Raw genomic sequence first — 26,481 nt, 5'->3', positions numbered from 1 at the left:
TCTTTCAGCCTTTTATTCATAGAGAAAATAGTCGTTATTTAGTATAATAACGGCCATGTTCAACCGCGCCCAACTGCCCGACAATATCGATGCCCTGAAGGCGTTGCTGTCGGCCAAATCTGCCCAGATCGATGCCTTCGAGCAAGAGCGCGCGGCGTGGCAGGAAGAGCGCGAAGCCCTGCGTCAGGATAAGCAGGGCGATAAGCAAGAAATTGCTCGTCTGACCCTGTTGCTCGATAAACTACGGCGCGCGCTGTTCGGCCAGAAGTCCGAGAAGCTCAGTGCGCAGATCGATCAATTGCAGCTTGAGCTCGAAGAGTTGCACATCAACCAGGGCGAACGCGCGCAAAGGGTCGAATCGGCCCAGGCACCTGCCTCGCGCCCGGCCCCGCAGCGTCGGCCATTACCCGAGCACTTGCCGTGCGACGTGCACGAACATCTTCCGAGCGAGCCAGCCTGCCCCGATTGCGGCGGCGCGTGGACACGCTTGGGCGAGGACGTGAGCAACGTGCTGGAGCACGTGCCGGCCAGCTTTAGAATCATTCGCCATGTGCGCCCACGCCTGGCGTGCAGCTGTTGCGAGCGGATGGCGCAAGCGCCCGCGCCCAGCCGCCCCCTTGTCCGCAGCTTCGCGGGGCCGGGGCTACTGAGCCATGTCATGGTCAGCAAATATCTGGACCATCAGCCGCTATATCGCCAGTGCCAGATCTACGAGCGCGAGAACGTGAGTTTAAGTGAGAGCACTGTCGGTGACTGGGTCGGTGGGGTGCACCAATTGCTGCGCCCCTTACTGGAGGCGCTACGGCGCCACATCTTTAGTGCCGACAAACTGCATACTGACGATACGCCGATCAACGTACTTGCGCCGGGAACCGGTAAGACACGTCAGGCGCGCCTGTGGGTCTATGCCCGCGATGATCGTCCCAGTGGCGACACGACGGCGCCGGCCATGTGGATACGTTACTCGCCTGATCGGCGCGGCATCCACCCGCAAACGCACCTGAAGGATTATATCGGTATCCTACAGGCCGATGCGTTTGCCGGATACGACAAGATTTATGAAACAGGCCGTGTGCTAGAGGCCGGATGCTGGGCGCACGCCCGACGTAAGTTCTACGACATCCACGTTAAAAGTGCCACGCCCATTACGACGCACGTGCTTGATCGGATCGCCGCACTCTACAAGATTGAGTCCAGCATCCGCGGTAGCCCAGCGGACGTACGGCGAAGGGCTCGCCAGGAACACGCCAAACCCATCGTCTTCGCGCTGCATGACTGGTTGCGCGAGCAGTTGGCGACCCTCTCACGCAAATCGAATACGGCTGACGCCATCACTTATGCCATGAACCAGTGGCAGGCACTGGTGCGTTATCTGGACGATGGCCGCATCGAGATTGATAACAACACCGCCGAGCGGGCGCTGCGCGGGGTAGCCCTGGGCAGGAAAAACTACCTGTTCCTGGGATCCGACGCGGGCGGTGAACGCGCCGCCACCATGTACAGCCTACTTGGCACAGCCAAGTTAAACGACATCAATCCCCAGGCGTATCTGCGTCATGTCTTGACCGTGATTGCTGACCATCCGGTCAATCAAGTCGACGAATTGTTGCCCTGGAATGTGAACCTGCCCAGCGCCTCAACGCAATAGATCAGTCCCACGACTCGTGTTCAAGAGGGTCTGTCGACAAATCCCAAATCGTCGAGTGGTATTGCACCTCAAACCATTCCTTGAACATTTTACGGGTTCGGCGCTTAGGCCATAGCGAATCGTCAGTAAACCAACCGTGCAAAAACGTAGCGAACAGATTGCTAAAGCGCTGCAACGCCCACTGTTCGGCTTGCTCTGGGGTGTTGACCGTTCCACCTGCTAACAAATAGACCTCTTGCTCCTGGCGCAATTCCTCCAGCGTCAGTCCTTGAATCGGTTGCGGATCAACGCTTATGATCCAGTCTAACGCCGGTTGCTTGGGCAAAATGATAATTAAATTGCGATTGATGGTCTCATGATCCATATCAGGCCTAAATGTCGGTAAGAGGTGAAGGCCGATTTTAATTGTGAATGGATTGTTGAGCCCGCGCGGTCAAGACGGTACAGGCCGGAGCATTACGAAAATTCTATCTTTAAGACTATTCCTTTTTCGGGAGCATTACCGTCGGGCAGCGTAGCCGGCCTGGAGCCCAAACGCATGCTTCCCTCACACCTGTTCTTGTTGCGGATTTATGGCGTCGGCATGGACAAGACGCATTTCCATAATGCGGTGTTCCAGGGTATGCAAGGCCACATAGTCGTCTTTCATGAGGGCCGTCATGCCAGCGGCTTCAAATCGCCGTATCGTGACAGCTACTTCCTGCACGAGCGCATCAAATTCGACTATGACCCGACGATGGTCGCTCGCGTTCATGATTAGTACCCCGTAAGTGTGTCAAATATTGAAAACCGCCACCACGGTTGCCCAAGATGACGGTTTCCAGTGTAAGCCACATCCCTATCAAATACCCAGAGACGCGCTACTATTGCTACGAATTAACGCAGCAGCGACAGCATAGTCTGCGGAACCTGGTTGGCTTGCGCCAGAACCGGAGTGCCCGCCTGTTGCAGGATTTACGAGCGGGCCATGTTGGAGACCTCGACGGCATAGTCGGTGTCTTCAATACGCTAGCGGGCTGCGGATGGCGATATCTACGAAAAATCGTTCCTATCAAGTACCCATTATTCTACGGTCTATTCTTTCAATCCCAGACAAACTTTTTCCACTAGACTATCCGAAACGAGATGTAAGCACGCCCGTGCCCCCTGAATAGGCCGCGCTTAGATCCCCGCACAATCAACCCAAGAAGACACCATGAAAACCGTCATCCTTGCCGGGGGCCTGGGCACCCGGATATCTGAAGAAACTCACCTACGCCCCAAACCCATGATTGAGATCGGCGGCCGGCCCATGTTGTGGCATATCATGAAGCTGTATTCTGCCCACGGCATCAATGATTTCGTCATCTGCTGCGGTTACAAAGGCTATGTCATCAAAGAATACTTCGCCAACTACTTCCTGCACATGTCCGACGTAACCTTTGACATGGCCAACAACCAGATGGAAGTTCACCGCCGCAAGGCAGAACCCTGGCGCGTCACCTTGGTGGACACCGGCGAAAACACCATGACTGGCGGCCGCTTGAAGCGTGTACAGGAATACGTGCAGGACGAAGACGCCTTCTGCTTCACCTATGGCGACGGCTTGTCGGATGTAGATATCACTGCAAGCATCGAATTCCACCGCTCACATGGTAAACAGGCTACTATCACAGCCGTTCTTCCTCCCGGGCGTTATGGTGCGCTGAGGCGAAATGGTCATTCAGTAGAAGGCTTCACAGAGAAACCAAAAGGCGAAGGCGGCTGGATCAACGGTGGCTTTTTTATCCTGTCTCCAGAGACGCTGGCCCGCATTTCTGACGACAGCACAAGTTGGGAACTCGAACCTCTTACCGGTTTAGCTCATGATGGCGAACTGCAGGCATTCGAACACACGGGCTTCTGGCAGGCCATGGACACTCTGCGAGAAAAGAACCTGCTCGAATCTCTCTGGCAAGAAGACAAAGCTCCTTGGAAAATATGGTAACCATGCACCTTCCCTCCCCAGCATTCTGGAAAGGAAAACGGGTTCTGCTCACCGGGCACACCGGTTTCAAAGGCAGTTGGCTGGCACTCTGGTTGAATCACCTTGGCGCCCACGTTACAGGCGTCGCCCTGCCGCCAAACAGCACGCCCAGCCTGTTTGAGCTGACGAATCTTGGTACTCGAATAGAAAGCCATTATTGCAATATCCGTCAGGCGGAACCGCTAGCCGCCTTGATCCGCCAGTCAGCGCCGGAAATCGTCTTCCACCTAGCGGCACAGGCTTTGGTCAGAGCAAGCTATGCCGACCCTCTGGGCACGTATGGCAGCAATGTCATGGGAACCGCCCATGTTCTGAATGCCTTGCGTGATCTGGGAACCGTGCGGGTTGCCGTCATGGTCACTACCGATAAAGTTTATCAGCCGAAAGAAAACATCTATCCCTATCGGGAAACAGATGCCCTGGGTGGTCACGACCCTTACAGCGCAAGCAAAGCTGCCAGCGAAATCATTATAGACAGCTATCGACGGGCTTTTTTATCAAGCCAAGGCGTGTCTGTTGCCAGTGCTCGAGCAGGCAATGTCATAGGTGGCGGCGATTGGTCTGCCGACCGCTTAATTCCCGATGCCATTCGCGCCTGGCAAGGCAATACACCATTGCAAATCCGCCAACCCGAATCCATACGCCCCTGGCAGCATGTACTTGAACCTCTCCAAGGGTATCTGAGTCTAGCACAACACCTCTGGCAAGGTTCAGCCCCCCCAACTGCCTACAATTTTGGCCCTTTACCCCACGAAGCAGCCAGTGTGCGGAAAATTATCAACATGGCCCGCGCAGCCTATGGTTCGGGCAGCACTCAATGGGATACTCCAGCCAATGACACCAGGCACGAAGCAAGCTGGCTGGCTCTGGAAACCGCTTTCGCCAGACAGACACTTGGGGTAACGCCTAAATGGGCACTTGAAGAAGTTGTTTCCCGCACTCTGCTCTGGTATCGCGGGCAAAACGAAGGGCAAAATGCCTATGACTTGTGCCTGGCAGATCTGGAAGCTTATTCCACTCACTGCTGATTTTTAATTTTTCTTGCCGCTGCTGCGCAACCATTGTGAAAAACACCAATAGATTCGAGCTACAAGCCAGCCCAATATCAGGGTTATTGCACCTCAAGCGCAAACCCATTCAGGACGACCGAGGGTTTTTCTCCCGGTTCTATTGCCAGGAAGAGTTTTCGGCCCTGGGCTTGCCTCTGCCTGTGCAGATCAACCATTCCATGTCAAAACAGCGTGGCACCATCCGGGGCATGCATTTTCAATATGCTCCGCACGCCGAAACCAAGATCGTATCCTGCTTGCAAGGCAGCATCTTCGACGTTGCGATAGATCTTCGCGCCGGCTCACCCACCTATCTGCAATGGCATGGGCTGATGTTATCTGCAGAACTTCAGAACAGTCTGGTCGTCCCTCCAGGCGTCGCTCATGGTTTCCAGACACTGGAAGCCAACGCCCAGATTCTTTATCTGGTATCTACCGCTTACAGCGCTACCGATGAAGACGGTGTCAACCCCCTTGACCCCGCCATTGCAATCGACTGGCCACTTCCCGTTGGCGAAATTTCGCAACGCGACCAGCAGCGCCCCTTTATGGATACCTCACGCTTTCATGGGCTTGGCGCTATCGGCGAACGTTCTGAACTGTAATAGCCTGCCCCAACCTCGCAAAGACTCATCACCCTGGACATATTATGCGCTATCTCAACACCACCCCAGACGCCGCAACCGACTATCAGGTTGAAAAACGCGAACGCATTATCAAATACGGGCAAGATGCTGAACTCAAAGCCCTGTCGATCGCATGGCGGGACAAAATAATAGAACGCAAGTACATGTACAACGCCTCCTGGCTGGGGCGCCCGATTATTCAGCTTCCCACCGACACCCTGGCGCTTCAGGAAATTATCTGGGCAGTCAAACCTGATCTCATCATTGAAACAGGCGTCGCACACGGTGGCTCTATCATCTTCTCAGCATCCATGCTCCAGCTTCTGGGGCACGGCCATGTCGTAGGAATCGACATTGATATTCGCCCACATAATCGGGCGGCTATTGAAACCCACCCCATGGCGCACCGTATTTCCCTGATTGAAGGTTCCAGCGTAGACGCCGATATCGTGAAAAAAGTTCATGATATGGCAGCAGGAAAAAAAGTGCTCGTCATGCTGGACTCCAACCACGCCCACGACCACGTCCTTGCAGAGTTGAATGCCTACGCGAGCCTTGTCAGCGTGGGAAGTTATTGTATTGTTTTCGATACCGTCGTTGAAGATTACCCCGATGAAAGCATGTGGTCAGACCGCCCCTGGAAGAAAGGCGACAACCCGAAGACTGCGGTGCATGAATGGCTGGGTAGCCACCCGGAATTCGAAATTGATCAAACAATTCAAGAGCAGATTCTTGTTACGGCTGCACCGGATGGCTTCCTGCTACGAGTAAAATAAACAACCGCTGTATGCTTTGGCTGGCGGCACTCTTTCACTACACACCCGCCAGTTCAACCAGCTTGACCGCAATTCCCGACTCTTCCAGAAGCGTCAAATTTTCCTGACGATAATTCGGATTCATAAGGACTGCATTTTTTACATTGCGTGTAAGCAATTCAAGCGGCGACACCACTGGATGCCCCGTCCCCGGAAGAAAGCCCGATTGCTTGTTCGGATTCAGATCCACCACGCAATCGATCAAGGTAGCCTCCGGGTCAACCAGATTTGCAAAGGTAACGCCCTTTGCACCAGCCCCCCACAGGGCAAGCGCCCCTTCTGCCTTCAGTTCTGACAGATACGCCAGCCATTTCAGGCGGTTTGCCTCTTCCTGCTCACCGTAGGCCAGAGACGACCTGACAGTATTTTCCACTGCACCGTCGTTATCGACCCTCTCGTTTCCTATCGCAGCGCGCCCAGGCCTGGCTTCCAACCAGAGGTACTGTTCATCAAACACATGATGAACATCTTGAACAGCAAACCCTGACTCTGAAAACGCCACAGCCAAGGAATAAGCCGTAAACAGGGAGCAATGTTCGTAGAAAAAATCCCATACCACCTTGTTTTGCAAAATCCAGTCTACACAAGGCGTTTCAAAATACACTCTGGCATTTGGTGAGCCTTCAAGAGCAGCTCGCACGGTGCGCAGCAGTAATAAAGGTTCCGGCACGTGCTCGATCACATGACGGCAAATGACAACATCGGCTTCCAAGTCTGCGCTGGACCCATCATAGAACTTTCGATGAAAAACCAGCCGCCCGTCTATTTCAGATTCCAGGCCGACATAGCTTGGATCAAATCCTATTCCACGATTATTGGCGCCGGGGTATTCCACCAGTTTTCTAAGGAAAATACCTTTCCCGCAGCCCACTTCCACAATCGTACAATTGCGCACATTCTTCTGTTCGACCAGATACGCCACCAGGCTATCCAGATATGTATTGAAATGCGCGGAACACGATTGTGTGTTGTCGTAGCTCTCGTCGTAGGATAGCTTGGAGAAATCAAACAAGCGGTTGAATACAAAACCGCAGGATCGGCACACAGCCATGTCCAGTTGTGCACGATCCATACTTTGTGCAGAAGCCCTGTCCTTTGACACCAGATGTTGGTGTACAGGAACACGCTCACGCTTCAGAAAAGAAACAATATCGTTTCCTGAACATACCGCACATTTGCTCATCATCGCTGCTGTACCTGCTCAATGTAGTTCGCCAACCCTTGTTCCAAAGAGGTTTTCTGTTTCCAACCTAAGCTGATAAGGCGGCGATTGTCTCCGACAACCATTGCCGGGTCGCCGGGGCGTTCAGTCGCCAAAGCCAGTACCTGTTGTGCGTCGGTATCACACCGAGCTGCAATATGCTTCACCAGATCTGCTATGAGCGCAGGTTGCCCTGAACAGATATTGAATACCCCAGCCGCCTCGGAACGGAGCAAGGTCATGAAGCCTTCTGCAACATCGTTGACATGCATGAAATCCCGGTATGCTGCCGCGTTTACCCCAAACGCGGGGCGTCGCCCCAGGAATACGTCTATCAGCGAAGGAATCAGGCGTAGTGACGATTCCCCCTCACCGTAGGGAAAGAATACTCTTCCCCAGACATGCCTTACCTCATGCTGCCCGCAAACCGCCCTGGTTAGACACCTAGCGGCATCCTTCGCCACACCATACACCGTGCCAGGCCGCAAGGCTGTGACGTCTTCCTGCATATAGCCGCAAGACCAGTCGTATTCCGTACCTGATCCTGCCACAATGACATGCTGTCCGCCCACTTCACAAAACGCTTCAACCAGCCTGACCGTAGCATCAACCCAGCGATAATTCAGGGGCGATGCCCAGAACTTCCCGTGCTCGGCATACCAGGCCAGATGCAACAAATGTGTTGCTCGGGCCCGATCGACCACAGCGGAAAAATCCGCTAGTTCCAGGAAATCCTGTTGAATGAATTGTGTTGAAACAAGCGGGGGGCGGCGACCCACAACAACCGTCTCAATACCTTCGCGCGCCAGTTGCTCCAGCACATAGCGCCCCACAAAGCCACTTGCCCCTGTCAGCAAGACTTTCATCCGTCCACACCGCGCATATCACCAGACTCAAAATATCGGTTCATTGCTCGCCTTGCTCGCACCATAGCCGGAACATTTCCCGATAAGCATTTTCCACCTTACGCGAAAACGCAGCACCGTCTGCCAGTTCACTGCGCTCGATCTCATCGCGCATGCCTGCGCGAATCTGGGCCAGGGCGGGCAAATCGCTGGCAAGTGCCACTGCCTTGTCCACGTACTCATCTTCGCTATGAGCGATCCATTCCGGCCTCCCAAGCCCGCGAAGAATAGAGGCGCCAAGCCGACCCACGCTGGGACGGCCAGCCAGGGTGATGTAGGGAATACCCAAGCCAAGCCCATCAAACAATGTCGTGCCTGAATTGTGGGGAAAGCAATCTAACGCAATATCCACTGTGCGGAAAAGGTCCCAGGGGGGACTAGTGTAGCCAAGCAGCAAGCGCTCGGGATCTATGCCATGCTGAGAAAAACTCTGCCTTAGAATATTTCTGCATTCTTCGCTTGCATAGCTAGAGCTATTAAGCAGAAGGCGTGAGTTCGGCACGGAATGCAAGATCCTGGCCCAGGTTTTTATCACATTGCGGTTGACTCGAATAGAACGGGTGAGGCTTCCAAATGTCACGAAACCACTTGACAGCGCCGGCAGATCATTGACTTCGCCTACCGCATTAAAAGCAAAATCGAACACATAGTTACTGCCGGGCAAACGCCACGGTTTTTCAGAAAACAGATGATCCGAGCCTTGAGGCGCCATATCACCATCGGTCAGAAAATAATCAATGGCCGAAAGGCCTGTCGTATAAACAAAACCAAGCCAGCTTACAGAAACTGGCGCAGGCTTCCGTGCAAAAACAGGCAAACGATTGTTTCCGGTATGCCCTGAAAGATCAACCAGTATATCGATTTCATCGCTGCGGATGCGATCAGCCATTTCGGCATCGCTCATGCCGATCACTGAAACCCATCGGTCAAAATATCCCTTCAGACGCTCGGTTACATGATCTTCTTTTATATGATTTGCATAAGCAGTAAACTCGAACGCGGAACGGTCATGATTCCGAAACAAAAGCTCCACAAACCTCACAACCGCGTGCGCCCAGAAGTCGCCCGACACATAGGCAACCTTCAGTTTTCGATTCCAGCGTTTTCTGTTTTTATGGGGCTTCCAGGAAGAACGATATGCAAGCAATGCAGCTTGGTCAAATTTTTTATAAAAAGCAAATATTTCTTCCGCACTTCTGTCAACAGAATAATTTACCGAATACAAAAGATTGAAGTAAATCCTAAAATCCTCTGGGTGTTTTTCAAAACAAGGTAGCATGACATCCACTGCCTCGTCCGGCGATCCAAATTCACACAAGGCATAGGACAGGTTGGTATGCGATGCAATCAAGTCCGGCGCATATTCAAGCAAACGGCGATAATACCGAACCCCCTCCACGTGCCGGAACATCTTCATGAAGGCGCTGGCTATCATTCGGATGGCTTCCAAATTGCCTGGCTGCATTGCGCTGACGCGATGTGCAGCCATCAGGGCGCCAGGATAATGCTCCAGGGCAAACAATACGTGCGTCGTCAGAAGCCAGACGTCAACATTGTTTTTTCCTGCTTCTTCCAGCATGCCGGGCAAGTGGGGCACGGCTTCCTTGACCTTGCCGTAATGCAGCAGCGTCTTGACCAAAGCATATTTCAGCGACAACAGGTCGGGATAGCGCGATAACAAATTTTCCGTCTGTTGCTGCGCTTGCCCATAATTATTCTTGGCCAGCAGGTCTTTTACGCGGCCCACGGCAGAAACAGCCTGCGGCGGCAAGGCCGCCCCCTGACTGAAACGCGGCTCCCAATCAAGATTCCCCTCTGCGCTGCCCGGCATACGCCCCCGCACCAGGACGGATGTCAAGAACGGAACCCAGTAGCGGCCCTGATACGTTGTCAGTTCCAGCATATGCTTCAGCCATTGATGGCGCATTTCGGCATCAACCTGTAGCGCACCCAGGCCTTCCAAATGCTGCAGCAGACGAATCGGGAACGGCTTTTGGGACGTTCCATCATCGTGATGAAGGTTGGGTTGCATTTCCAGGCCCCGAGCCATGAGCAACCGAACCGAATCCCACCCGGCCTCTGTCCATTGCGAATAGATCCTGCTGCCGAATAAATTATAGTGTTCTATCCTTAGGGGGTTCTGCCCACCGGCAGGAAATCTGTCTTCATTGGCGCGAACGGCCTGAATGAAATTTGGCAGTAAATTGAATCCCTGTCCATCCACATGATCGTAGGGTGCACTTCCATAGGAAAAATGCAGCATGTCCTGCAGGAAACACTGCTGCAGACAATGCAGCAGCTCATCCTCTGGTGACTCTTTTGATTTATCCAGCCTGGCGGCGTGAATGGCTGGATCTGTCAGGATTTCCTCGAACGACAATGACGCAGGCCACTGATTCGACAGAATATCCAGCAATGCGACCATCATAGGTCGAATCGCCTGCAGCATCTGGCCGCTGACACTGATATAAACGACTCTGCCGTCCGAGGATTCGCCATTTCCCTGCCGCTGAAAAGGGCTGGCCCAGTGCAAATCCCTTAAGCGATCCAGGCGCGGAGACAGTGGCAGGCCATGCGCCCGATCACTATGCGCAAGCAAAGCATGGCGTCGTCTCCGGTTGGTGGAAAAATCCAGAAACTGCATGCGCATCAGTTCTGGCCGCCCCAATGTCAGCGTCTTGTTCACCAATGCTACATTCTGGCCATAGGCCTGACCCAGATCCTTTCGAGGCTCCGCATCGCCAACACACGCCAGCCCGGACTCGGAGACCGATCCGGAAAACTCCACCAGGTAACAAGGGGATTCCTCAACGCTCAGAACCGTCTTGAGCCCAAACTCTTTCAAGCCTTGCTGGAACGATACCGCCTCCTGCTGCAAGGCGAGGGCCCCCGCATGATCGGCGCCACCTTCGGTGAACATGGAAAGACTGGCCTGCGCAGCCCCGACCATCTGCTCTTCCGGCCCATCCGGCAGATTCATCAACACGCTATCGCGAATGATTTCAAAGGCTTTTGCGCCCGGATATACCGGATAATCCACGCACGCCAGTCCTTCTGGATTCAGCAGAGAATGAATGAAACCTAGAATTGCCTGCCGTCCCGTGCCATCCAAAAAACCATATTGATTGCGCAAGAATATATAATCGAAACTTCCGATTTCATTCAGGGCGCCTTGCTGCTCCAATAAAAGAAAACGCGCATTTTCCGGTCTTCCAAACTGCCAGCATGCCGACGCCTGCTCCCAATCTTTGCGTGTATTGCACAAGCCCACCACCTCTGCCTTGGGATAGTGCTGCGCAAGCAGCAACACCAGATCTCCTTTTCCGCAACCGATATCCAGGATGCGCGCAGTATCTGGCAATGTCGTTGGCATTCCATAGAGATACGCGGCCGCCCTAAGGCGAGGCAGCATCCAGACCGGAGACACTGGAAGCAAATGTGAATAGTGATCTGTTTTTGATCCAGACCCGGGACAAATAAAGATAGGCTTGTTCTGCATGGTGATTCACATTAATGATGAAACTGCAGGAGTAAATTATTTTTGGCAATCGAAGGCCTGCCATTTCATGCATGAACACATGCCACGCCATATGCAGTGACGGAATCATGCCAAAGCTACGAAACCCAACCCTGCGCCCCCTAGTTTAACTCAGCCAGGGCGCGTCAAGCCCCCAATTCCCCCATCAGTTCAAGCATGAATTTTGAACGACAAACACCCCCTGTTCCCTGTATTTAAAAGCAAAAAAAACGGTATCCTTAAACCCCGGCAGGACCGTCTCTTTTGCCCCCCGCGCATCATGCAGACCACCCTGCCCGCCCCAGGAGACCCAGTTGACCACCCCCTCTACCCCCATCAGTCCTGATGCTGCCGTTCAACAGGCGAATCAGGCAATCACCGAAACCTACGACAATCAGATCTATACCTCGAACGCCTTCCCGTTCACCTCGCCAGGCCACTTGCGAACGGCGGCGCACCTCTGGGGGCTTGATTCCGTACCCCTGGAAACCGCGCGCGTGTTGGAACTGGGGTGCGCGGGCGGCGGGAATCTTCTGCCTTTCGCAACAGCCTACCCGAACGCCCATGTCGTGGGTGTTGATTTGTCTTCCGTTCAGATCGCACAAGGTCAGTTGACCGTCAAAGCGCTGGGGCTAAGCAACCTGCACCTGCATGCCATGAGTCTTACCGACATCTCTCCCGAGTTCGGCCAGTTTGACTACATTATTGCGCATGGCGTATTTAGCTGGGTGCCGCCGGAAGTCCGCGAAGCCATATTGCGCATCCTGAGTCAGAATCTTTCTCCCATCGGCATGGGATACGTCAGCTACAACACCTACCCCGGATGGAAAGCGGGCGATATCGTTCGTGATGCCATGCTGCTGCACAGCCACAGCGCACAGTCCGATGAGGACAAGCTCGCCAGCGCAAAGACGGTCTTGAATCTGCTGTCCGAGGGCATATCCAGCAACAATCCGCTGGCACCATCATTGCGGAACGCAGTTGCGCAACTGCGCAACCACTCCGACTATTACATCGCTCATGAATATCTGGAAATATTCAACAACCCCTGCTACCTTCTGGAATTCATCAATCAGGCGGATCAATACGGCTTGACCCATGTAGGGGATTCAGATCCCTATATGGACATGGCTGTCAGCTATGGCCAGAATGTGCAGTTGCACCATAGCCTGGTAGCCATGGGCCAGCCTCGCGAACTTCGACACCAATACCTTGATTTTGCTGTTGGCCGCAACTTTCGCAAGAGCCTGATAACGCACAAGGCACGCGCCGAACAAATCCCGACCGATCCAGACATGAGCCGTCTGGCCGATTTGCGTTGGGCCGGCCACTTTGCAGAGAGCAAGCCGGAGCCCAATGGCCCGCAAGACAAACGGGCATTCCGCAACAATAAAAACCAATACCTGTACACGAATGACACCAACATGATTGCCGTAATGGGCGCATTGTCCGCAGCCTGGCCAATGAGCCTGGACATAGTCACCTTAGCAGAGCGCGTCAAGCAGGCGCTGCAACCTGTGCACAGCGATGCGGCTGCGGCACAAAAAACCGTACTGGATGTCCTGCAGCATCTGTTTCGCCTGAACAATCTGCGTTTCACGCTGGAGCCATCGCCTTACGATAAAGCAATGGTTCCAACCTCAACCGCGCCTGCCCTGATTCCGGGCTTTGAATATATATTCCAGCAAAGACGGAACACCACCTTTGGAATCGGCAATTTCAATCTGTGGCACGACAATATCAACCTACGGCTGAAGGATGCCGAGGTCTTTGCTCTGCGCCATATCAATGGCAATAATAGCCGCAAACAGTTGGCCGCTCTGCTACGTGACGCCCTGGCGCGTGGCACAGTACCTGACATCAGCGGAAAATTCTTGAAGGGCCAACGCAATCTGGATACCGTTGCCGACCGTATCATTGGGCGATTGCTGGACCTGCTGCAACGACAAGGTCTGCTGCAATAGAGTAAAACGTCAAACAGCCCCATTGGCATTTCTGCCAATGGGGCTGTTTTTTTTCCAGGAGGACAATCATGTCCGCCTGTTACTCCAACTGTTTCAGATACCGTTCAACGGAAGTCCGAACCGGCTGGAGTCGTTCCCATCATGTTACGAATTAACGCAGCAGCGACAGGACGGTTTGCGGAACCTGGTTGGCTTGCGCCAGAACCGAGGTGCCGGCCTGCTGCAGGATCTGCGCGCGCGTCATGTTGGAGACTTCGACGGCGTAGTCGGCGTCTTCGATGCGCGAGCGGGCTGCGGACAGGTTGTTGACCGTATTGGCCAGGTTGGCGATCGTCGATTGGAAGCGGTTCTGAATCGCACCCAGTTCGGAGCGCAGGGAGTCAACTTGCGCCAGGGCGGTATCGATTGCACTCAAGGGATCAATCACGACTTCAGCATCAGCGCCTACAGTCACCTTGCCCGTCGTTGCATCCGGAGCGGAAGCTGCGTAGTACGTTGTCACGCCGTCATTGACGTTCTGGACGTAGTAATTGCCGTTCTTGTGCTGAACGAGCGAATTCGTGCCGCCACCCAGGTCCAGATCGCTGAGATCAACGTCGACGCCAGGCTGCGCCAGTTGCGTCAGCACTTGCTCGGCGCTGACCGTTACACCGGCGGATGCGCCCGACGGGGCAACCGTAGAGCCAGTGGCAAGGTCAATTTCAAGGTCGCCGGTGTCAGCGTCAAGCGTGGCATCATAGTAATTACCATCGTCGCCCTTGACATAATACGTGGTAGCACCAGTAGACTGGTTGACCTGATAAACATCCTCAACACCAGGAGGCGTTGTATCAATCTTGCTAGCATCCACATCAGCCAAGGAAACCACGCCGCCGGCGCCGTTGTCAAATTCAGTGGCACCTGCTGCCTCTGTATAAGAGTTCGTAGCGACAGTCGTGCCAAGTATGATCTTGTCGTCATCCGCGTCATAAGTAGCGTTGTAGGCAGTCGTACCATCCGTGGCATACAGCTTGTTGTCCGTACCGACTTCCAGCGTGTAGGTCGCAGCACCCGTAGTGGTGGGGGTGAATGCTGTCCACTTAGCGTCAACAGCACCCTTGGCCGTTGTGACCGTGGTGAAGTTACTTTCACCCAGATCATCCTTGCTGACCACCTGGTTCTGCAGATCCAGCTTGCCCAGGCCCAGCGTATCCGAAGTGATTGCCTTCAGGTTGATGCTGATGGTTTCGCTGTCGTGTGCGCCAACCTGAATGGTCAGGGTATTGTCCTTGGCCAACACTTGCACGCTGTTGAATTGCGTTTGCTTCGATACGCGGTCGATTTCCTCCAGACGCTGCTGGACTTCGTCCTGAATCGACTTCAGGTCGCTTGGGGAGTTCGAGCCGGTGGCGGCCTGCACCGACAGTTCGCGGATGCGCTGCAGGTTATTGTTGATTTCGTTCAGCGCGCCTTCGGTCGTCTGAGCGATCGAGATACCATCGTTGGCGTTGCGCGAAGCCTGGGTCAGACCCTTGATGTTGGCCGTGAAGCGGTTGGCGATGGCTTGGCCGGCAGCGTCGTCTTTGGCGCTGTTGATGCGCAGGCCGGAGGACAGACGCTCGATGGCGGAGCCCAGGGCGTTCTGCGACTTGGTCAGGTTATTCTGCGAAACCAGAGCCAAGTAGTTGGTGTTGATTACGGACATTTTGGAATGCTCCTGTAGAGAAAAGGCAGCGGCTTGTTACTGCCGGTTAACCAGGAAAGCCCCTTCGGGTGGAATCCTGGCCCTTCACCGGGGTGTTGGGCAGGCCCATGTATTTCCTGTACATGCTGGTTTACGGCAAGGGCTCGAAGAGGTTTAGGGTTGGCTACGGAAATTTCTTGCTTGTTACAAACTGCTGGCTTGCTGGCCCTGAACCGCTTCCCACCGCTCTATTTAACGCCAACTACAAGGACTTCTTGAATCGGCTGGCCGTCAGCGGCTGACACCTTGCCTTCGCGCAAGGCGTCGCGCAATCAGGTTCTGAGTTGACCTATACGTTCCGCCCATATACGGCGGACAGTTTCAAATGCGACTTGGCATCGCCCATATAAGCCAGCCCTGCCTGCTGAGCAGGCCACAGACGTATTGATAAGGACTAACAACAATGCACTGCATTTATTCTGGCTACCGGTGGCCTGTTTGCTGCCTTCATGGCTGTTGCCGGCTATGTCTTTTATTTCCCAGACAAAATCCATTCAGACAAATCAAAGCATTGATATCGGACGGACGTCTGGTAAAGCATTTTTCCAGGCACTGATTGGGGAGTATCCGTATTTGTGTGGGCAAGGCGGTTGAGCAAGTTTTATCCCCTTCCAGGGAAATATGTCGCAGTCTATAGCCCCCGCCCTATCGAGTAATAAGCAACACCGCGCCGCTCCATCCGCATAGGGTCGTACAGATTCCGGCCGTCGAATATCACGGGCTGTTTCAGCCACTTCTTGATGTGATCGAAATCCGGCGCCTTGAATGCCTGCCAGTCCGTCATGATCGCCAGCGCATCCGCCCCTTTCAGGGCGGCTTCCTTCGTGCCGCACAAGCTTAGCTCCTCCCGTGTTCCGTACAGCCGCTGGGCCTCATCCATGGCCTCGGGATCGTAGGCCTGCACGTTGGCGCCGGCTTCCCACAGGGCTTCCATCAGCACCCGGCTGGGCGCTTCGCGCATGTCGTTGGTATTGGGTTTGAAGCTTAACCCCCATAGGGCTATGGTCTTGCCGTGCAGTTCGCCATTGAAATGCCGATGGATTTTGTTGAACAAAACGGTTTTCTGCTCGTCATTGCGCTGCTCGACCGCCTTGAGTATCTTTGGATCGAACGCTATGCCCTCGGCAGCGCGTATCAGCGCCTGTATGTCTTTGGGAAAGCACGAGCCGCCATAACCGGCGCCGGCATAGATGAAGTCATATCCGATACGGGGGTCGGATCCGATACCCAGGCGCACCATCTCAATGTCGGCGCCCAGTTTCTCGGCCAAATTGGCCATTTCGTTCATGAAACTAATTTTGGTGGCCAGCATGCAGTTGGCCGCGTATTTGGTCAGCTCCGCGCTGCGCACGTCCATCACGATCATTTTTTCGTGGTTTCGGTTGAAGGGTGCGTAGAGTTCGCGAATGATCTCTTCCGCAATCTTGCTGTCGGTGCCCACGATTATGCGGTCCGGCCGCACGCAATCCCCGACTGCGGAGCCCTCTTTAAGGAATTCGGGATTGGATACCACATCGAAATCCAGGTCGGCTCGGCCGCGCTGGCCCAGCATCTGGGCCATGCGAACGGCAACCTTGTCGGCCGTTCCCACCGGCACGGTGGATTTGTCAATGACGATCTGGCGGCGCTCCATGTGCAGGGCAATGGTTTGCGCCACCTCCAACACATATCGCAAATCGGCCGAACCGTCCTCATCGTGGGGTGCCTACAGCTATGAACTGCACTTCGCCGTGCGTGACGCCCGCAGCGGCATCCGTAGTGAAATTCAGCCTACCCGCAGCGTGGTTGTCTTTGACCAGATGGGCCAGTCCCGCTCATAGATGGGGATGCGGCCCTGTTTCAGCAGCTCGACCTTGTCGGCGTCGATATCCACGCAGACCACATCGTGGCCGACTTCGGCAAGCACGGCGCCTTGGGTCAAGCCGACATAACCAATGCCAAACACAGTAACTTTCATGGCTTCTAGTGACGCCCGGATGCGTCACTTGCGCGACGCATCCGGCAACTTGCTGAATAAGCTACATGATGGCAGTTGCCTATGACAGTTTGTTGACCTAGCGGTTTTCCTTGGCGAGCGCTGGTGATTCAATTATGACTAGACACCGCACAGTCCTCCCCAGAAAAGTAATACCTGATAAAATAAAAGTATTACCAGGAGAGCTAATATGACAGCACTGACCAGCAAAGGGCAAGTCACCATCCCCAAAGCCGTGCGTGACCTGCTTGGATTGCAACCCGGTACCGAAATAGGTTTTGAGGTCGCCAACGATGGCCGCGTGTATCTTCAACGTGAAACGTCTTTAGCCGAACCTCAAAGCCGCTACAGTCAGCTTAGGGGTTCGGCTAAAGGCGGCATGACGACAGACCAGATCATGGCTCTGACGCGGCCACAGCAAGAAAAGCCATGATCCTGGTCGACACCAACGTCTTGCTGGACATCGTGACGGACGATCCGGTATGGGCGGATTGGTCAATCCAACAATTGGAATCGGCCAGTCTACGCGGCCCGTTATTGATCAACGATGTGGTGTACGCAGAATGGTCTATTGGCTATGAACACATCGAGGCGCTTGACAATGCGATTGCGCATATGGCCTTGCTGTTTCACCGCGTACCCACAAGTGCTCTTTTTTTGGCCGGCAAGGCGTTTCGTCAATATCGAAGCCAAGCAGGCACTAAAGACAGCGTCTTGCCAGATTTTTTCATCGGCGCCCACGCCGCCGTGCTGGACATTCCCTTGCTTACCCGCGATACCGGGCGGTACCGCCGCTATTTCCCAACACTCTCGTTGATCACACCGCGACTTTAAAACTCTTCCCACTCTTCTTCGCGCACTGGCTCGGCTTTGCCCATGGTCAGGGCCTGCCTGGATGGTGTTGAAGCCGAGCTTCCAGGCATGGACGGAACCTGTCCGGCCGGCTGTGTCCTGGTCTGCGGAATCGCTGTCGTGGCCGGCCGCCGCGCAGGCATTCCAGCGCCAGTCCCCGCAGCCCTGCCTAACGATCTTGCGGGATCTATCGCCGCCACCTGCTTGGCATTCGCATCCTGCTTCTGCCCCACCTGAAACACACCCACCACATCCACCAGCGCCTTGGCCTGCTCGTTCAAGCTGGTCGATGCCGAGGCGGACTGCTCGACCAGGGCCGCATTCTGCTGGGTTACATCGCTAAGCTGCAGCACAGCGTCGTTGATCTGTGCGATGCCCGAAGTCTGTTCCTTGGTCGCGGCGCTGATCTCGTTGATCAGGTCGGTCACGTGCTGGACCTGGGTGACGATGCCCGTCATGGCCGAGCCCGCCGCATCCACCATCTGGCTGCCCGCTTCCGCTTTGGCGACGCTTTCGTCGATCAAGGTCTTGATGTCCTTGGCGGCGGCGGCGCTTTTCTGCGCCAGGGTGCGCACTTCGCTGGCCACGACGGCAAAGCCGCGGCCCTGCTCGCCGGCGCGGGCCGCTTCCACCGCGGCATTCAGCGCCAGGATGTTCGTCTGGAAGGCGATACTGTCGATCACGCCGATGATATCCACGATTTTCCGGGACGAGTCGTTGATTTCGCCCATGGTCACCACGACATCGTTGACCACCTGGCCGCCCTTGGCGGCGGCATCGCTGGCCGAACCGGCCAGATGCGCGGCCTGCTGGGCCACGTCGGCATTGCTCTTGACCGTGCTGGAAAGCTCTTCCATGGCGGCCGCCGTTTCGGTCAGGTTCGCGGCCTGTTCTTCGGTCCGCTGCGAAAGATCCGTATTTCCGGCCGCAATCTGGCTGGATCCGGTGGCGATGCTGTCGCTGCTGGCGCGCACGGAATGCACCACTCTGCGCAAGGACTCCTGCATGACGTTGACGGCATGGATGACGCTGCCTTCGTCGGCGTGGGAGACATCGATATGGTTGGTCAGGTTGCCCTGCGCTATCGAGGCAGCCACCCTGGCGACGTCGGCGGGCTCGCCGCCCAGCTGCCGGGTCAGGACACGGGTGATAAGCCAGCCCAGCAGCACCGCCAACAAGACGCCCCCTATGGTCAGGGCAATGGAAGCCAGCTTGGCCGCCGAGTAGACATCGCCAATTTCATTATCCAGCCTTTGCGCGTTCGCCTGCTTTTCCTCGACCAGCTTGTGCAGGTCGGCCTCGGCATTGCCGGCCATGGCCAGGGCCTTGTCGCCCAACTGCCTGCCCTCTTCGGCGGAAACCTCGCCGCGCTGGGCGATGGCCATGATGGCAGCGCCTTCAAAAGCCTCGATGCTGGCCCGGGCGGTCGCCACGGCTGCCTTGCCGCTCTCGGTAACGAAAAGCGCATCCAGTTCCCCCAGGCTTTTGTAGGCGTTCGAGAACCGCTGCTGCAGGCGCTTCATGTTTTCGCCACGCTCTTGTTCGCTGCTTGCCAGCAGTGCGCTGCGCACCGCACCGCCAGCGCCGATGATGTTGCCGCGTGTGTCGGCGGCATGGCGCAAGCCCCTGATCTCGGTTTCATACATCTGCGCCGCTTTGGCGTTGACCTGGCTGGTGGAATACAAGCCTACGAGGCCGATAATGGCGGCCACCGCCGCAACGATCAGGAAGCCTCCGATCAATTTGGTCTGGACCGTAAGGCGAGCAAGCCGCTTCATGTTTTCTCCGGATTCTTATGCACAAAATTTTAAGGGTAAACCCTAGGATTATAGAGAAGCGTGGCGTGAGCAAAGGCGCGAACTAGAGCCAAAGCCTCTGTCAAAGCACTGCTTTGAATCAGTAATAACCCTAGCTCTCTGAATTGGTCAGGCAATAGGCTGACGATGCGGGCTCCGCACCCGGATGTCGAATTCAGCTTAGGAAGCCTCGATGGCTGGATAGAACTCGGTATTTTCTTTCTGCATGCGGGTATGCAGCGTTTTCAGCACGGTATTGGCTTCCTGGCGGAATTGCTCCGCCTTTTCGGCCACGGCGGCCACTTTGCCCCATTTCCGGGCGAAGACAATATAGGCGTTGGCGATGCCTTGCATTTCTTCCTGATAGCTGCGGCTCATGTCCGCCAGGCGCTGATCGCCGCCTTTTTGCAGGGTGGGATACAGAATGCGGTCTTCGATCGCCAGATGAAGGCTCACCACCGAGGTCAATGCACCCAGCTGATGGACAATTTCATAGGCGTTTTCCTTGATTCCCGCATGGGCGAATTTACGCAAATTGGCGATGCCTTGCAGGATTTCCACGTGCTGATGTTTGAAACGGTCGATTTCCATGGCCGGATTCCTGTTGAGAAAAGCAATAAGATACATATTAAATACATCTTATAAAAAACACAAATTGTTTCTCCATTAGTCCTGCCCTCGAACGTATGGCGGTTGAACGTATGGCGGCGGATTGAACAGCCTGTGTAAAAGCGATCGTTCAGAAAGCGACTAAGCGCGGCGCAACGCCATCAAAGCAAGGCCTGGAATTCCGCCTCGCCGGGGCTCTCGTTCCAGTCGGCGTGCGCCAAGGCGGCGCGTATCCGGGCCACGGCTTGGGATCGCAATTGCGACACCCTGCCCTCGGTTATACCCATGACCGCCCCGATTTCCTTTTGATTGAGGTCTTGTTCAAATTGCAGGGATAGCAGCAGTTGCTCGCGTTCGGGCAGGCTTTTTATAGCGGCGACCAGCGCGCCGCGCAGGCCCTTGGAAACCAGCTGCCCCAGCGGGTTGGCCCAGTGAGCGGGCGGGCTGTCAACGTCCTGGCTGGGCTCCGGCGCACGCTGCATATCGTCGTTATGGCGCGCCAGGTCTTCATAGTGGATAATCTGGACGCCCCGGGCTTCCTCCAACAATTGCTGGTATTCCGGCAGCATCATCCCCATTTCTTCGGCGATTTCCGTCTCGGTGGGCGCACGCATCAGGCGATGACCAAGAGCGTGCACGGCCTGTTCGATATTCTTGGTCTTGGTTCGCACACTGCGGGGCAGCCAGTCCTGGCTGCGCAGTTCGTCCAGCATGGCGCCGCGTATGCGGGTTATGGCATAGGTTTCAAACTGCGCGTCGGCGGTCTGCTGGTAGCGCCGAACGGCATCCAGCAAACCCATCATGCCGGCCTGCATAAGGTCGTCCAGCTCCACGCTGGCGGGCAACTTGGCGATCAATTGCAAAGCCAGGCGGCGAACCAGCGGAGCGTGTTGTCCGATAAGGATATCTTCGGAACTAGGCATGCGGCATTGACAAAACAGACGGTCGTAACATATATAAGAGGGCTGCTTATTGTGGCTCGAAGCCTTTGATGGCGGTGGATTGATCAGCGCGACATTTGCTTGCCTATTCGCCGAATTAAAGTTTTTTTGTATTCTGCCGTTAAGAACGCCTATAAGGCGCTCACGCCAGACAAAAAATTACTTTCGGAGCAATTCAATGGTCAATCCTATTGCATCTGGTGTCACCGCCATGCCCTTTGGCACCCCTTCCACCGATTTCGAGCGGCCCGTATCGCTGCCTGAACCGGCCGTAACGGTTACAAAGTCCAGCGAAACCCTGAACAGCGGCAGTTCCACCAGCACGCAACGCGAAGCTGAAGAGCTGCCCGAAGGCATGGACCCGCTGGCAAAGGCGCTGGATATGGTCAACAACAACATGAAGGCCTGGTCCACCGGCATGCGTTTCGATGTGGACCCTGAAGCGCAGCGGGTGGTGGTGTCCATCATCGACACCGAGACCGGCGATGTATTGCGCACTGTTCCCACGGATGCTGTGATTCGGGTTGCCAAGATGATCGTGCAGCTTCAGGGCCGCAGTGTGGACACCAAGGTTTGATACAAAATTACGTGTTTAGGGTAAACGCCTAAACAGCCGATACTAATACCCGCTTTCGTCCCCATTGGGGCGGGCGATTTTGCAGGACAATACCCCAATCGGGAGAGTTTCAAATGGCTATTTCATCTATCGGCGTCGGCGCGGGTCTTCCTCTGGACGAATTGCTGGACCAATTGCGCACCAGCGAAAACCAGGCGCTAGCCCTTATCCAGACCCGGGCTACCACAGTACAAAGTCGACTGTCAGCCTACGGAACCATAAAAAGCTCGATCGAAGCTCTGAAGACTGCGGCTGCCGCTCTGGGCAAAACCGAAACTTTCGGTGCGCTTAAGACCAGTGTGAACGGTGACGCATTCACCGCCACCGCTACCAGCAAGGCCATTGCGGGCCAATACAGTATTGAAGTCACGCAACTGGCCTCGTCGCAAACCCTGACCAGCAGTTCAGGCATGGCCGACCGCAAGGAAAAATTGGCGGATGGTGGTGTCGATATCGCCTTCACTATAGGTGGCGATACCAAGACGGTTACCGTAGCTCAAGACCAGACCAGCCTGGAAGGCATCGTGAAAGCCATCAACGGCGATTCCAGCCTGGGCGTTGCCGCCACCATCGTCAACGATGGCTCGGGCACGCCGCATCGCCTGCTATTGACCGCCAAGAAAACCGGTGAAGAAGCCGCCGTGCAATCCATTACGGTTGCGGCAAGCGACACCAGCGCGGGCACCGACATCAGCCGGGTGGAAGGCCTGATTGGCTACGACAGCGCAAATCCAGGGTCGAACTTTACCGAAAAGGCGGCCCAGAACGCCACGCTGCTGATCAACGACATACCGGTGGAAAGCCAAAGCAATACCATTGAAGACGCCATCGAAGGCGTTACGCTGACGCTAACCAAGGAAAACGAAGCGGGCAAGCCCAGCGTACTGTCTCTAACCGCTGACGATTCCGTTACCAGCAAGGCCGTAAACACTTTCGTAACTGCCTACAATAACCTGCAAGGCATCATCAAGACCCTGACATCTTATGATGTAGATGCTCAAAAAGGCAGCGCCTTGACGGGCGACAGCCTGGCGCGCCAAGTTCAAAGCCAGATCCGCGACGCATTGAACGCGGCGGCATCGTCTGGTGCATTTAAAACCATGTCGCAAATGGGCATCTCCACCAATCCCAGCGACGGAGTGCTGAAAGTCGACAATGACAAACTGGCGGCGGCACTTAAGGACCATATGTCCGATGTGCAGAAACTATTCGCCGGCGAGAATGGCATCAGCGCCAAAATGAGTTCGGTTGCGGATGCCTTTGTAAAAAGCGGGGGCATTATCAGTTCGGCCACTGACAGCATCACCAATACCCTTAAAGATCTGGAAAAGCAGTACAACAGCACCTCGGACCGCATCGACGCCAAGATGGAGACCTACCGTAAGCAATTTACACAACTGGATAGCATGATGGCGCAAATGAATTCCGTCAGCAGCTACCTGACCCAGCAGTTGTCGATGCTGGCCAATATAGGCAAAGAGAAATGACCTACTCCCCCGCGCGCGGACTCAGGCGGCAGCACTCCATCCAGGCCTATGCCAACATAGGCCTGGAGACGCAGGTTCTTAGCGCCAGCCCCGAGCACCTGATCACCCTGTTGTTCGATGGGGCGCGCGCAGCCATCCTGAAAGCCAGGCTGCACATGCAGGACAACAACATCGAAGGCCGCGGCATTGCGATTTCAAAGGCCATCGATATCGTGGACTCGGGCCTGAAGGCCAGCGTCGATCAGGAAGCGGGCGGGGAACTGGCCAGGAACCTGGTGGCCACCTACGAACTGATCATCCGCAATCTGCTGCTGGCCAACCTGAATGCCGACGCCGAAGCGTTGAATCTGGCCGAGCGCCTTCTTGTCGACATCGGCAGCGCCTGGCGCGAGGCCGTGGATCCGGTCCGCAACGAACTGACCGCCGGCCAAACGGCCTAGTACGTCCGGTCGGTACACAGAAACATTATTTTTCATTAAATTCAATCACTTGCCAACCTTTTCCGGCAAGAAGCATTATCCTACTATCTTGATGCCCGCCGCACAGACCAGCGACTTTATTATGAGCAAATCGTCATCCATCCTGCGCCAGTACGAAGTCATTGCGGGAATATCCAGCCGCATGCTTAGCGAAGCGCGCGCCAACCACTGGGACGAAGTCATCGTATTGGGCGAACAATACCAGGCTGCGGTGGAATCCCTGCGCAGCCTGAATCAGCTCAGCGACGAAGACCGCCTGGCCCGCCGTGATCTGCTCACGCGCATCCTGGACGACGACGCCAACATCCGCCTGCTTGCCGCGCCCGAATTGAATCGCCTGGGCATGCTGCTGGGCAATATGAAGCGCCAGCACACCGTATTGCAGGCCTATTGCGCGCCCCTGATTAAGCAATGAGCGTAGGCGGCCCTTCGGCACTGGGTACGCTGCTGGTGCAGCGCCTCGATGCTGCATTAGGCACCACCCTGTCGCAACAAGCCAATCTGGTCACGGGCGCCCGTCCCGATGCCGTCACCCAGGCGGCCAACCCGGAACGCGCCGACGCGGCTCGCACCGAAACCCAGCGCCATCCTCGCGAAATCGTCGATCGCGCCACAGCCCAGGCCGAGCAGCAGGGCCGGGGCGCTGTGGACAAGGCCCGGCTGGACGCCCGGACCGCCGCCCTGCTGCTCAGCGGCAACCTGACCAATACAGCCACCACGCCCTCGGCACCCACCACCCTGGGGCAAGCGGCGCGAACCATATTGGCGCTGCTGGCCAACTATCCGGAGCAGGCCGCCGCCGTACAGGGCAAGCAGCCTTTGCTGCATGCCCGGTTCAATCCGGTCGATGCGCGGGGGCAAACGACGGGGCAAGGCCAAGCCGCCGTGGGCGATACCGGACAAGCCGGTGCGCGCGGAGCGGGCCTTCCCACACATGCGGCCGCCACGCCGGCATCGACGGGCGCCGGATCCGCCGCCGCGAACGCGGCGGCCAGCGGCACCGCCGCCGGCCCGGGTTCGGCCGGCGCGGCTGCGGCAGGCGCCGCCGGTACAGCGCTCCAGGCAGCTGTTGCTCCGGCTCAGCTGGCGCAGGCGCTGGCCCAGGCGCTGCAGACCAGCGGCATGTTCTATGAATCGCACCTGGCCAACCTGGCGTTCGGCAAGCAGAGCCTGGCCCAGCTGATGCTGGAACCGCAGGCCCAGGCCGGGCGCGCGCCGTCAAATGCTCAGGCTCCCGCGTCCGCACCCACCGCAGCCGGCGAACAGGCCGGCGCGCGCGCCGCGGAAAACGCCACGCCAAACGCAGCTGCAGTCCGAGCGGGCGATGCCGGCGCCGGCCAGCCCGGCGGCGCGGCGGCGCAGGCAAGCACCCATCACGCCTCCGCCCTGCTGGCCAGCGGCATGGACCCGCAGACCCATCTGCTGGTGCGCCAGCAACTGGAAGTCCTGGCCAACCAGACCTTCGCTTGGCGGGGAGAAGCCTGGCCCGACGCGCCTATGGAATGGGAGATAGGTCGACGCCATGCGCAAGACGGCGATGCGTCGCCGCAAACCGAGCACTGGGCCACACGCATCAACATCCACCTGCCCGCACTGGGCCAGGTGCGGGCGCAACTGACGCTGGCCGGCCAGCAACTGGTCATGCATCTGGTGGCGCCGGATTCAGCGGGGCTGCTGGGCAAGCATACCGAGGCCTTGCGCGGACGCTATTCCGCCCAGGGCCTGCAACTGAGCCAGCTTTCCATCGCCAGCGAAGAGACGAAGCCGGGCCTTGCGCCCATCCCGGGCGTGGATGCCGGTGAGGAAGCCGGGATGGACCCGGCCTTCAAGGGCGAAACGCAAACGGGCGGCGCGCCAGGCGGTGAAACCAACGAACCCGGCGGAGGCACCCCATGAAGACCGGCCCGCGCCCGCTGGACGACGGCCGCCCCAGCGCGGTCGCCATCGCCTACGACAAGAGCGACAGCGCACCCCGGGTGGTCGCCAAAGGCTATGGCACGCTGGCCGAGAACATCATCCGCACGGCCAAGGACAACGGCCTGTATGTTCATGAATCACCCGAACTGGTCGGCCTGCTGATGCAGGTGAACCTGGATGCCCACATCCCTCCTCAACTGTACCTGGCCATTGCCGAACTGCTGGCCTGGCTGTATTCGCTGGAGGGCGGCGCCGATAGCCCAAAGCGGGAGGACCTGTTGAACAGCCCCCCACCCACGCAGCCTTAGGGCCGCAAAACCGCAAATTTCCACCGCCCGCGCAACATGGCGCCATCC

At 56.2% G+C, this 26,481-nt stretch carries 23 protein-coding genes and 2 pseudogenes; 15 read left to right on the top strand and 10 right to left on the bottom strand.

The window, feature by feature from the left end; translation table 11 throughout:
* The first annotated feature begins 55 nt into the window (after positions 1 to 55).
* On the top strand, positions 56 to 1,648 hold the full coding sequence (tnpC, locus tag OEG81_RS06765; protein WP_264130850.1) for an IS66 family transposase: 1,593 nt from the start codon (positions 56 to 58) through the stop codon (positions 1,646 to 1,648).
* 1 nt (position 1,649) lies between these two features.
* Here tnpC and OEG81_RS06760 read toward each other — a convergent pair whose 3' ends face one another.
* Positions 1,650 to 2,012, bottom strand: a complete 363-nt coding sequence (locus OEG81_RS06760; protein ID WP_264130851.1) for a hypothetical protein — start codon at positions 2,010 to 2,012, stop codon at positions 1,650 to 1,652.
* Positions 2,013 to 2,186: 174 nt separating this feature from the next.
* On the opposite strand from OEG81_RS06760, the gene OEG81_RS06755 reads away from it, so the two are divergent.
* Positions 2,187 to 2,408 (top strand): hypothetical protein, encoded by a 222-nt coding sequence (locus OEG81_RS06755; protein WP_264131955.1) that lies wholly within the window; start codon positions 2,187 to 2,189, stop codon positions 2,406 to 2,408.
* A 116-nt stretch (positions 2,409 to 2,524) separates the two neighbouring features.
* On the opposite strand, the pseudogene OEG81_RS18140 reads toward OEG81_RS06755, so the two are convergent.
* Positions 2,525 to 2,656: pseudogene (locus OEG81_RS18140) on the bottom strand (flagellin); the annotation flags it as partial.
* Between the two features lie 187 nt (positions 2,657 to 2,843).
* Between OEG81_RS18140 and rfbF the strand changes: the two are divergent.
* Genes rfbF through OEG81_RS06730 form a run of 4 tightly spaced genes read left to right on the top strand, consistent with a single transcriptional unit; the run spans position 2,844 to position 6,104 of the window.
* Positions 2,844 to 3,614, top strand: a complete 771-nt coding sequence (gene rfbF / locus OEG81_RS06745; RefSeq protein WP_264131954.1) for a glucose-1-phosphate cytidylyltransferase — start codon at positions 2,844 to 2,846, stop codon at positions 3,612 to 3,614.
* A 2-nt stretch (positions 3,615 to 3,616) separates the two neighbouring features.
* Positions 3,617 to 4,681: a CDP-glucose 4,6-dehydratase gene (gene rfbG, locus OEG81_RS06740; protein WP_264131953.1), complete on the top strand. Its 1,065-nt coding sequence runs from the start codon at positions 3,617 to 3,619 to the stop codon at positions 4,679 to 4,681.
* Positions 4,682 to 4,716: 35 nt separating this feature from the next.
* Positions 4,717 to 5,307 carry a dTDP-4-dehydrorhamnose 3,5-epimerase family protein gene (locus OEG81_RS06735; protein WP_264131952.1) on the top strand — a complete coding sequence of 197 codons (591 nt, stop codon included), beginning with the start codon at positions 4,717 to 4,719 and terminating at the stop codon, positions 5,305 to 5,307.
* A gap of 44 nt (positions 5,308 to 5,351) precedes the next feature.
* A complete protein-coding gene (locus OEG81_RS06730; protein ID WP_264131951.1) occupies positions 5,352 to 6,104 on the top strand; it encodes a cephalosporin hydroxylase family protein in 753 nt (250 codons plus the stop codon).
* Positions 6,105 to 6,141: 37 nt separating this feature from the next.
* On the opposite strand, the gene OEG81_RS06725 is transcribed toward OEG81_RS06730, so the two are convergent.
* From OEG81_RS06725 to OEG81_RS06715, 3 genes are read right to left on the bottom strand one after another with little or no spacing between them, the layout of a single operon-like run.
* Positions 6,142 to 7,329, bottom strand: coding sequence for a class I SAM-dependent methyltransferase (locus OEG81_RS06725; RefSeq protein WP_264131950.1), 1,188 nt, complete (start codon positions 7,327 to 7,329; stop codon positions 6,142 to 6,144).
* Positions 7,326 to 8,210: an NAD-dependent epimerase/dehydratase family protein gene (locus OEG81_RS06720; protein ID WP_264131949.1), complete on the bottom strand. Its 885-nt coding sequence runs from the start codon at positions 8,208 to 8,210 to the stop codon at positions 7,326 to 7,328. The genes OEG81_RS06725 and OEG81_RS06720 overlap by 4 nt, the downstream gene beginning before the upstream one ends.
* A gap of 40 nt (positions 8,211 to 8,250) precedes the next feature.
* Positions 8,251 to 11,748, bottom strand: coding sequence for a bifunctional class I SAM-dependent methyltransferase/glycosyltransferase (locus OEG81_RS06715; RefSeq protein ID WP_264131948.1), 3,498 nt, complete (start codon positions 11,746 to 11,748; stop codon positions 8,251 to 8,253).
* Between the two features lie 332 nt (positions 11,749 to 12,080).
* Between OEG81_RS06715 and OEG81_RS06710 the strand changes: the two genes are divergently transcribed.
* Complete coding sequence (locus OEG81_RS06710; RefSeq protein ID WP_264131947.1) at positions 12,081 to 13,730, top strand: methyltransferase regulatory domain-containing protein; 1,650 nt, start codon at positions 12,081 to 12,083, stop codon at positions 13,728 to 13,730.
* Positions 13,731 to 13,881: 151 nt separating this feature from the next.
* Here the strand turns inward: OEG81_RS06710 and OEG81_RS06705 are convergent, their stop codons facing one another.
* Positions 13,882 to 15,414, bottom strand: a complete 1,533-nt coding sequence (locus OEG81_RS06705) for a flagellin (RefSeq protein WP_264131945.1) — start codon at positions 15,412 to 15,414, stop codon at positions 13,882 to 13,884.
* 670 nt (positions 15,415 to 16,084) lie between these two features.
* Positions 16,085 to 17,410 (bottom strand): annotated as a pseudogene (locus tag OEG81_RS06700) (UDP-glucose dehydrogenase family protein).
* Between the two features lie 208 nt (positions 17,411 to 17,618).
* On the opposite strand from OEG81_RS06700, the gene OEG81_RS06695 reads away from it, so the two are divergent.
* Positions 17,619 to 17,861, top strand: a complete 243-nt coding sequence (locus tag OEG81_RS06695) for an AbrB/MazE/SpoVT family DNA-binding domain-containing protein (protein ID WP_264131944.1) — start codon at positions 17,619 to 17,621, stop codon at positions 17,859 to 17,861.
* On the top strand, positions 17,858 to 18,262 hold the full coding sequence (locus OEG81_RS06690) for a type II toxin-antitoxin system VapC family toxin (protein WP_264131943.1): 405 nt from the start codon (positions 17,858 to 17,860) through the stop codon (positions 18,260 to 18,262). The genes OEG81_RS06695 and OEG81_RS06690 overlap by 4 nt, the downstream gene beginning before the upstream one ends.
* Here the strand turns inward: OEG81_RS06690 and OEG81_RS06685 are convergent.
* The 3 genes from OEG81_RS06685 to OEG81_RS06675 all read right to left on the bottom strand — a co-directional run bounded on the left by OEG81_RS06685 (position 18,259) and on the right by OEG81_RS06675 (position 21,608).
* Positions 18,259 to 20,058, bottom strand: coding sequence for a methyl-accepting chemotaxis protein (locus OEG81_RS06685; protein WP_264131942.1), 1,800 nt, complete (start codon positions 20,056 to 20,058; stop codon positions 18,259 to 18,261). The genes OEG81_RS06690 and OEG81_RS06685 overlap by 4 nt on opposite strands.
* Before the next feature lie 198 nt (positions 20,059 to 20,256).
* The gene (locus OEG81_RS06680; RefSeq protein ID WP_264131941.1) at positions 20,257 to 20,667 is read right to left on the bottom strand and encodes a hemerythrin domain-containing protein; all 411 of its coding nucleotides are present in this window, start codon (positions 20,665 to 20,667) and stop codon (positions 20,257 to 20,259) included.
* A 179-nt stretch (positions 20,668 to 20,846) separates the two neighbouring features.
* A complete protein-coding gene (locus OEG81_RS06675; RefSeq protein WP_264131940.1) occupies positions 20,847 to 21,608 on the bottom strand; it encodes an RNA polymerase sigma factor FliA in 762 nt (253 codons plus the stop codon).
* A 196-nt stretch (positions 21,609 to 21,804) separates the two neighbouring features.
* Between OEG81_RS06675 and OEG81_RS06670 the strand changes: the two genes are divergently transcribed.
* From OEG81_RS06670 to OEG81_RS06645, 6 genes are all read left to right on the top strand, one after another.
* Positions 21,805 to 22,203: a flagellar protein FlaG gene (locus OEG81_RS06670; protein WP_264131939.1), complete on the top strand. Its 399-nt coding sequence runs from the start codon at positions 21,805 to 21,807 to the stop codon at positions 22,201 to 22,203.
* A gap of 113 nt (positions 22,204 to 22,316) precedes the next feature.
* Positions 22,317 to 23,729: a flagellar filament capping protein FliD gene (fliD, locus tag OEG81_RS06665; protein WP_264131938.1), complete on the top strand. Its 1,413-nt coding sequence runs from the start codon at positions 22,317 to 22,319 to the stop codon at positions 23,727 to 23,729.
* Positions 23,726 to 24,169, top strand: a complete 444-nt coding sequence (gene fliS, locus OEG81_RS06660; protein ID WP_264131937.1) for a flagellar export chaperone FliS — start codon at positions 23,726 to 23,728, stop codon at positions 24,167 to 24,169. Before fliD ends, fliS begins: the two co-directional genes overlap by 4 nt.
* Before the next feature lie 121 nt (positions 24,170 to 24,290).
* Complete coding sequence (locus OEG81_RS06655) at positions 24,291 to 24,623, top strand: flagellar protein FliT (protein ID WP_264131936.1); 333 nt, start codon at positions 24,291 to 24,293, stop codon at positions 24,621 to 24,623.
* Positions 24,620 to 26,104, top strand: a complete 1,485-nt coding sequence (locus tag OEG81_RS06650; RefSeq protein WP_264131935.1) for a flagellar hook-length control protein FliK — start codon at positions 24,620 to 24,622, stop codon at positions 26,102 to 26,104. The genes OEG81_RS06655 and OEG81_RS06650 overlap by 4 nt, the downstream gene beginning before the upstream one ends.
* A complete protein-coding gene (locus tag OEG81_RS06645) occupies positions 26,101 to 26,433 on the top strand; it encodes an EscU/YscU/HrcU family type III secretion system export apparatus switch protein (protein ID WP_264131934.1) in 333 nt (110 codons plus the stop codon). The genes OEG81_RS06650 and OEG81_RS06645 overlap by 4 nt, the downstream gene beginning before the upstream one ends.
* The last annotated feature ends 48 nt before the right edge of the window (positions 26,434 to 26,481 follow it).

The sequence above is a fragment of the Pollutimonas sp. M17 genome (assembly GCF_025836975.1).
In the GTDB taxonomy this organism is placed as follows: domain Bacteria; phylum Pseudomonadota; class Gammaproteobacteria; order Burkholderiales; family Burkholderiaceae_B.
The sequence above is the reverse complement of the archived record's forward strand: the minus strand, read 5'-3'. Positions and strand labels throughout refer to the sequence as shown.